Below are 7,260 nucleotides of genomic sequence, written 5' to 3'. Positions count from 1 at the left end.
ATCCACCCGTTCCCATGCCGAACACGGAAGTTAAGCTCTTCAGCGTTGATGATAGCCGGGGGTTCTCCCCCCGTGAAAGTAGATCGCCGCCGGGCGAGTTAAACCGTTTCCCTTTTCGGAGGGAGGCGGTTTTTTTATATGAGGGAGCTTTAAACAAAGTAAAAAAGATAGGATATAATAAATGAAAGGATGTGACTCGGATGGAGCAGTGGATGGAATATGAATCAATCACTATACTCATTCGTTTAATTCTTGCTGCCTTTTTGGCGGGAGTTATAGGAATTGAGCGGGAATCGAAAGGCCATCCAGCTGGTTTTCGAACCCACATGCTGGTTGGGACCGGATCCTGTTTAGTAATGCTGCTTGCTTTATTTGGCTTTCAGGATTATTTAAACCAAAATGGGGATCTGGTTGCTTATGATCCTTCACGTCTGGCTTCTTATGTAATAAGCGGGATTGGCTTCCTTGGCGCTGGTACCATTATAGTCCAAGGTGCTTCTATCCGGGGGCTGACTACCGCTGCTTCCATATGGATAGTCGCTGCTATCGGCTTGACTATAGGAGCAGGCATGTTTTTTGCTGGTATTGCCGCGACGGTCCTTGTATTGACAAGTCTTATCTTTTTAAGCCACGTAGACAAATGGTTTAAAAACGTTTCTGATACGGACGTATTGTTTATAGCTATGGACAAAAAAGCAAACGAGCTCGGCGAGACGATTCAACGTCTGGAGAGTATGAAAGTTCAAGTTCAAAAAATTAAGGGTAAGGAATTTGATAATGATGAAGCACTTCTCCTTCATTATTATATTAAAATTCAACTGCCGGATGGGATAGCTGAAACAGAACTGTATCAGTCTTTATATAAAATAGAGAGCATAAAAGAAATAGAGCTGAATCCGTCCTATGATTAATATATCACAGGGCGGATTTTTCATTTTGCCTTCCTCTAGCTTGAAAACAGTTGAATAATATTATATATTATAGTCAAAGATAGTCAAAATCAATTTTTTGATAATAGCAAGACGAACCGGGGCGGAGAGGAGGTCGCGGGAATGAAAAGCATGTCTGATGTTATTGAAAATTACTTGAAACAAATTTTAACACAGAGTGAACAGGATCTAATTGAAATTAAAAGAAGTGAACTTGCAAAGCGCTTTGAGTGTGTCCCCTCCCAGATTAATTATGTCATAAGCACGCGTTTTACTATTGAAAAAGGCTATGTAGTAGAGAGTAAACGTGGTGGTGGCGGGTATATACGAATTACAAGGGCTAAAATTTCAGATCACGCAGAACTGCTTCGGCAAGTTTCAGATCTTGTAGGACACGGTATTGATCAAAGAACGGCAGAGAGCGTTATTATGCGTTTGTTTGAGGAAAAAGTGGTAAATAAGCGTGAAGCAAATTTGATGCTTGCGGCAGTTGATAGGTCTATACTGGCCTTAAAGTATCCAGAAGAAAGGGATATTGTTCGTGCGCGGATCATGCAAGCTATGATAGAAAGTCTGCGCTATGAATAGGGGAGGGAAGATATATGATCTGTCAGAATTGCGGTCAGCGCCCGGCCTCTTTGCATTACACGAAAATCGTCAATGGGGCTAAAACAGAGCTTCATTTATGCGAAGAGTGTGCAAAAGAACAGGGGGAATCTTCTGAAACGGAGCATTCTTTCATGTCGGCTGCGGGCGGCTATACAATCCAGGACTTATTGTCGGACTTATTAAATATGGATCAGCCCAGTACTGCTGGAAACGCTGAAAAAAAACAGCCGAAAAAAGCAAACAGGCCGCTGACATGCGACAACTGCGGACTGACGTATAAGCAGTTCACTAAAACTGGTCGTTTGGGCTGTGCGCATTGTTATCACGCATTTGAATCGAAGCTGACTCCTGTTTTTCGCCGGGTGCACAGCGGCAATACCAATCATACCGGTAAAGTTCCAAAACACAGGCACGAGAAGCTGCATGCCCAAAGGGAGCTGGAGGAGAAAAAACGCCAGATTAACATTCTCGTCCAAAATGAAGAGTTTGAAAAAGCTGCGGAATTACGAGACGAAATCCGTACCCTTGAAAAGCAGTTTCAGGGAAGGGAGGGAGACAGCTGATGGCATCCGAACACTTTTTTTCAGAAGCGATCAGCCCGTGGATGCAGGAAGGACCGGGACCGGAAGGCGATATTGCTCTCAGCACCCGGATCCGGCTTGCTCGTAATATAGAGCAGTATCCCTTCCCTGTTTTTGCTTCAGAAGAAGCAAGTGCAACACTTCTGCGCTATGCTTCCTCCACTCTGTTGAACCAATCAGAAAAAGTGGGCTCTCTTGAAGCGTTGAATATGAATGAGCTTCGTCCGAATGAACGGCAGGTACTGGTGGAAAAACATCTTGTCAGCCCGTATTTAATAAAAAACACGGAACATAGTGCTGTTCTTTTGAATAACGATGAATCAATCAGTATTATGGTTAATGAGGAAGATCATTTGCGTCTTCAATGTCTGAGTAACGGCATGCAGCTTGAAGAATGTTATAATGAAGCTGACCGTCTGGATGATTGGGCGGAAGCAAACCTTACCTATGCCTTTGACGAACGGCTCGGTTACTTAACAAGCTGCCCGACAAATGTAGGAACAGGTATGAGAGCTTCGGTAATGGTACACCTGCCTGCTTTAGTATGGACCAACCAACTCAGTCGTATTCTTCCGGCTATTCATCAGCTTGGCCTGGTCGTAAGAGGCATTTATGGAGAAGGCAGTGAAGCACTCGGCAACCTTTTTCAAATTTCCAACCAGATGACATTGGGAAAATCTGAAAAAGATATCATTGAAGATCTGCGTGGCGTAGTAATGCAGGTGATTCAAAGAGAACGTCATGCACGTGAGTCTCTGCTCATCTCTTCAAGGGTGAAGCTCGAAGACCGGGTGTTCAGGTCCTACGGAATCCTTGCTTACAGCCGCACGATGACGACTAAAGAGGCTGCCAACCGTTTATCAGATGTAAGGCTTGGTATCGATCTGGATTTAATTAAAGGGATTTCGGGTAATATTTTAAATGAACTTATGTTACTGACGCAGCCTGGTTTTCTTGAACAGTATGCAGGAGAATCGCTGACTCAGGAAGAAGCAGATATAAGACGGGCAAATGTGATCCGTGAAAGAATAAAACTTGAACTATAGATTTACCAATGCGTAGGAGGTGCGTGCAACATGATGTTCGGCCGTTTTACAGAACGAGCGCAAAAAGTATTGGCGCTAGCTCAGGAAGAAGCTATCCGCCTTGGCCATAATAATATAGGAACAGAGCATATTCTGCTCGGTTTAGTGCGTGAAGGTGAGGGTATCGCTGCAAAAGCTCTCCAGGCACTGAATTTGGATACAGACCAGATTCAGCAGGAGGTGGAAACCCTTATCGGCACCGGTCAGCAGGGCTCTAAAACGATTCATTATACTCCCCGGGCGAAAAAAGTTATTGAGCTTTCCATGGATGAGGCAAGAAAACTTGGCCATTCCTATGTTGGCACAGAGCATATTCTGCTAGGCTTAATTCGTGAAGGAGAAGGCGTTGCAGCCCGGGTACTGAATAATCTCGGGGTGAGCCTGAACAAAGCCCGCCAGCAGGTACTTCAGCTTCTCGGAAGCAATGAAGGGGCTTCGAGTTCTGGAAGCCAGCAGGCTCCAGGAGCAGGAGGAAGCGCCAATACGCCGACTCTTGACAGTTTAGCAAGAGACCTGACGGCAGTAGCGAAAGAAGAAGGCCTTGATCCAGTGATCGGAAGAAGCCAGGAAATTGAACGTGTTATTCAGGTATTAAGCCGCCGGACAAAAAACAACCCGGTTCTTATCGGGGAGCCTGGTGTAGGTAAAACAGCTATCGCTGAAGGCCTGGCACTGTCGATCGTTTCCAATGAAGTGCCGGAAACGCTCCGCAATAAGCGGGTTATGACTCTCGATATGGGTACCGTTGTTGCTGGTACGAAATACCGCGGTGAATTTGAAGACCGTTTGAAGAAAGTAATGGAAGAAATTCGTCAGTCCGGAAATGTGCTGCTGTTCATTGATGAACTGCATACATTAATTGGTGCCGGCGGTGCAGAAGGTGCAATCGATGCTTCGAACATCCTGAAGCCGTCACTCGCACGCGGAGAGCTTCAGTGCATCGGTGCGACCACCCTGGATGAATACCGCAAGTATATTGAAAAGGATGCCGCGCTTGAGCGCCGTTTCCAGCCAATTCAAGTGAACGAACCGACACTTGAAGAATCCATTCAAATTCTTGCCGGTCTGAGAGACCGTTACGAAGCTCATCACCGGGTAACTATCGGGGACGAGGCGATTGAACAGGCAGTAAAATTATCGGACCGTTACATTTCGGACCGTTTCCTGCCGGATAAAGCAATCGACTTAATCGACGAAGCAGGTTCACGGGTGCGCCTGCGTTCTTATACAGCGCCACCGAATCTGAAAGAACTCGAGCAGAACCTCGAAGAAACGCGCAAGGAAAAAGATGCGGCAGTTCAGAGCCAGGAATTCGAAAAAGCTGCCTCACTCCGTGATTCCGAACAGCGGCTGCGTGCAGAAGTCGAAGAAATGAAAAATGAATGGAAAGAAAAGCAGGGACAGGAAAACTCTGCGATTACGACAGAAGATATCGCTCAGGTGGTTTCAAGCTGGACAGGCGTACCGGTATCCAAACTTGCAGAAGAAGAAACGGACCGTCTGCTTCATATGGAAGATATTCTGCATAACCGGGTCGTTGGCCAGGACGAAGCAGTTAACGCTATTTCCAAAGCAGTGCGCCGTGCCCGTGCCGGCTTGAAAGATCCAAAACGGCCGATCGGCTCCTTTATCTTCCTCGGGCCTACCGGTGTAGGTAAAACAGAACTGGCACGCGCTGTGGCAGAAACGTTATTTGGCGATGAAGAGTCGATTATCCGGATCGATATGTCCGAATATATGGAACGGCACGCGACGAGCCGTCTGGTTGGTTCTCCTCCAGGCTATGTCGGCTATGAAGAAGGCGGCCAGCTGACAGAAAAAGTGCGCCGCAATCCGTACTCCGTGATTTTGCTGGACGAAATTGAAAAAGCTCACCCGGAAGTATTTAACATTCTGCTTCAAGTACTTGAAGACGGTTTTCTTACCGACTCCAAAGGACGCCGGGTCGACTTTAGAAATACAGCGCTGATCCTGACATCGAACGTCGGGGCAAGCACTCTGCGTCAAAATAAAAGCGTCGGCTTTGCGGCCCAGTCCACTGAGCAGAAATTCGATGATATGCGGGATAAAATCATGGGCGAACTGAAAAACACGTTCCGGCCTGAATTTATTAACCGCCTGGATGAAATCATTGTCTTCCACAGCCTGGAAAAAGAGCACATCAAAAAGATTGTGCGCTTAATGACAGAGCAGCTTAAAAAACGTGTGGAAGAGCACGGTATCAGCATTGAAATTACCGATGCAGCTCTCGATAAAATTGCTGATGAAGGTTTTGATCCTGAATACGGGGCCCGGCCGCTCAGACGTGCTCTGCAGCGTCACGTGGAAGACCGTTTGTCTGATGAACTGCTTAAAGGCACGCTTGAAGAAGGTAATACCGCTGTGATTGACGTGAAAGACGACGAGTTTATTGTTGAAACGAATACTGGCACAGCAAAAGCGCAATAAATCTATACTCGAAACAGCTGCCTTGTGGCATATTGATGTCAGGGGGCAGCTGTTTCTCTTTTTATGAACAAAAAACTCGCGGGATCGAAACGGGAATGAATACAGCTCGTAGTAAAAGAGGAGGATCGTATGGCAAAAGCAAAAACAAAATTTGTCTGCCAGGAGTGCGGGTACGAAACCCAAAAGTGGATGGGACGCTGTCCGGCCTGCAGCAACTGGAATAGGATGGTAGAGGAAAAAGAAGCACCGGCATCGAAATCAAGCCGCCGCCCGGCGGCAAATGTATTCAGCGAAGCTGACAAACCGACACCGATTACCCAGGTAACCGGAGAAAAGGAAAACCGCATTTCAACATCTGTAGGCGAACTAAACAGAGTATTAGGCGGAGGCATCGTGCCCGGGTCACTCGTGTTGGTCGGGGGAGACCCGGGGATTGGGAAGTCAACGCTGCTTCTGCAGGTTTCTGCTCTGCTTGCTTCTCAGAAGTACCGTGTCCTCTATGTTTCCGGAGAGGAATCGGTCAAGCAGACGAAAATGAGAGCAGAACGGCTCGGTGTGGAAGCAGATACGCTGTTTGTCTTTACAGAAACAAATATGGAGCGGATCGAAGCGGCGATGGAGGAAGTGAAGCCAGATCTTGTGATTATCGATTCGATTCAGACCGTCCATTCGGATGAAATCCAGTCGGCGCCCGGAAGCGTAGCACAGGTGCGTGAATCAACGTCGACGTTTATGCACATTGCAAAAAATCAAGGCATTGCTGTATTTGTTGTTGGCCATATGACTAAGCAGGGATCAATTGCCGGGCCGAAAATGCTCGAGCATATGGTGGATTCCGTGCTTTATTTTGAAGGCGAACAGCATAATACGTACCGGATTTTACGGGCTGTTAAAAATAGATTTGGCTCGACGAATGAAATCGGGATCTTTGAAATGAAGGAGGCAGGGCTGAAGGAAGTAACAAATCCTTCAGAAATTTTTCTCGAAGAGCGCACGGAAGGTACTTCGGGATCAGCTGTCGTAGCTTCTTTGGAAGGAACCCGGCCGGTGCTTGTAGAACTGCAGGCGCTGATCGCTCCTACCAGCTATGCTTATCCGCGCCGGACAGCTACAGGAATTGACCAGAACCGGATTGCGTTGCTGATGGCAGTGCTTGAAAAGCGTCTTGGCATGCTTCTTCAAAACCAGGATGCCTATATTAACGTCGCCGGGGGAGTGAAGCTCGACGAGCCGGCAGTCGACCTTGGGATTGCTATATGTGTTGCTTCGAGCTTTCGGAATCAATCCACGAACCCGGGCGACATTGTTATGGGAGAAGTCGGCCTTACCGGAGAAATCCGGCGTATTTCCCGGGTGGAGGAGCGCGTGAAAGAAGCAGCGAAGCTCGGGTTTTCGCGGGCGATTATTCCATCGAAGAATATCGGCGGCTGGACATTTCCGGAAGGCATTCAGGTAGTAGGCGTCAAAACACTTGAAGAAGCACTCGATGCTGCACTTGATCCGGCTCCGCTTAGATAAGTTAAAGATGAAGGTCCTGATCGCACATTAGGATCTTCTCTATCCTTTTTCCTAATAATTAAGAAAATTCAACGATCTTATGAACATATT

Annotated in this window: 6 protein-coding genes and 1 rRNA gene; all 7 read left to right on the top strand. The window is 47.0% G+C overall.

Annotation, left to right across the window (positions count from 1 at the left end; translation table 11 throughout):
• A 5S ribosomal RNA gene (gene rrf, locus BLV22_RS14475) occupies nt 1–95 on the top strand; the annotation flags it as partial.
• 105 nt (nt 96–200) lie between these two features.
• Nucleotides 201–911 carry an MgtC/SapB family protein gene (locus tag BLV22_RS14470; protein ID WP_091616770.1) on the top strand — a complete coding sequence of 237 codons (711 nt, stop codon included), beginning with the start codon at nt 201–203 and terminating at the stop codon, nt 909–911.
• A gap of 141 nt (nt 912–1,052) precedes the next feature.
• Nucleotides 1,053–1,517 (top strand): CtsR family transcriptional regulator, encoded by a 465-nt coding sequence (locus BLV22_RS14465; RefSeq protein WP_079475078.1) that lies wholly within the window; start codon nt 1,053–1,055, stop codon nt 1,515–1,517.
• Nucleotides 1,518–1,531: 14 nt separating this feature from the next.
• Nucleotides 1,532–2,101: a protein-arginine kinase activator protein McsA gene (gene mcsA, locus BLV22_RS14460; RefSeq protein WP_091616768.1), complete on the top strand. Its 570-nt coding sequence runs from the start codon at nt 1,532–1,534 to the stop codon at nt 2,099–2,101.
• Nucleotides 2,101–3,165, top strand: a complete 1,065-nt coding sequence (mcsB, locus tag BLV22_RS14455; RefSeq protein WP_091616766.1) for a protein-arginine kinase McsB — start codon at nt 2,101–2,103, stop codon at nt 3,163–3,165. Before mcsA ends, mcsB begins: the two co-directional genes overlap by 1 nt.
• Nucleotides 3,166–3,195: 30 nt before the next feature.
• A complete protein-coding gene (gene clpC / locus BLV22_RS14450) occupies nt 3,196–5,652 on the top strand; it encodes an ATP-dependent protease ATP-binding subunit ClpC (RefSeq protein WP_091616765.1) in 2,457 nt (818 codons plus the stop codon).
• A 129-nt stretch (nt 5,653–5,781) separates the two neighbouring features.
• Nucleotides 5,782–7,170, top strand: a complete 1,389-nt coding sequence (gene radA, locus BLV22_RS14445; protein WP_091616763.1) for a DNA repair protein RadA — start codon at nt 5,782–5,784, stop codon at nt 7,168–7,170.
• Nucleotides 7,171–7,260: the final 90 nt, after the last annotated feature.

Source organism: Marinococcus luteus (assembly GCF_900106595.1).
Classification (GTDB): Bacteria; Bacillota; Bacilli; order Bacillales; family Marinococcaceae; genus Marinococcus; species Marinococcus luteus.
Note: the sequence above shows the minus strand (reverse complement) of the source record. Positions and strands in the feature narration are given on the sequence as shown.

Coding starts and splice junctions, on each gene's coding strand:
- mcsB (WP_091616766.1), top strand. CDS start 2,101: ATGGCATCCGAACACTTTTTTTCAGAAGCGATCAGCCCGTGGATGCAG.
- BLV22_RS14470 (WP_091616770.1), top strand. CDS start 201: ATGGAGCAGTGGATGGAATATGAATCAATCACTATACTCATTCGTTTA.
- radA (WP_091616763.1), top strand. CDS start 5,782: ATGGCAAAAGCAAAAACAAAATTTGTCTGCCAGGAGTGCGGGTACGAA.
- mcsA (WP_091616768.1), top strand. CDS start 1,532: ATGATCTGTCAGAATTGCGGTCAGCGCCCGGCCTCTTTGCATTACACG.
- clpC (WP_091616765.1), top strand. CDS start 3,196: ATGATGTTCGGCCGTTTTACAGAACGAGCGCAAAAAGTATTGGCGCTA.
- BLV22_RS14465 (WP_079475078.1), top strand. CDS start 1,053: ATGAAAAGCATGTCTGATGTTATTGAAAATTACTTGAAACAAATTTTA.